Here is a 441-nt window from a genome sequence, read left to right on the forward strand (position 1 = left end):
TTCCAGGTAAGCTGCCGGGTGCCCTAGCTACCGTCGCCCGGCAGCGCTGAGCAGCTTGCCGGGCGAGCTGGTGCCGACCATGATCGGCAGCCTCTGCGTGCAGGCGCAGAGAATGCCCCCTGGGCGATGCCCGCATGCTGATGGAAGCGTCTCGATCACGACGATGACGGTGTTCGACGTCGCCCTTGTCGTTGCCGCCATCGTGGCTGCCGTCATGCTGACGCGCACCGCCATGTTCGGGATCGGCCTGTTGATGGGCGCGATAGTCTTCGGATGGGCGCATGAAGCCGCTACGTCGCCGATGGACCAGGGCGTCATCGTCACCGTCGAGTTCGTTCTCGCCGTCGTCGGTACGCTCTGGGCTGGCTCCTGGCCAGCCCTGATAGGATTCTTCTTCGGGATAGTCCTTTTGTACTATGTATGAGCTTCGGGGCGCCTGTC

General features: G+C 63.7%; 1 protein-coding gene. It reads left to right on the forward strand.

What is annotated here, in order from left to right; genetic code table 11:
• Positions 1 to 55 precede the first annotated feature (55 nt).
• Complete coding sequence (locus tag M3661_RS29890) at positions 56 to 424, forward strand: hypothetical protein (RefSeq protein ID WP_251491305.1); 369 nt, start codon at positions 56 to 58, stop codon at positions 422 to 424.
• The last annotated feature ends 17 nt before the right edge of the window (positions 425 to 441 follow it).

This window comes from Paenibacillus sp. MER 180, assembly GCF_023713665.1.
GTDB classification, from domain to species: Bacteria; Bacillota; Bacilli; order Paenibacillales; family Paenibacillaceae; genus Paenibacillus_B; species Paenibacillus_B suaedae.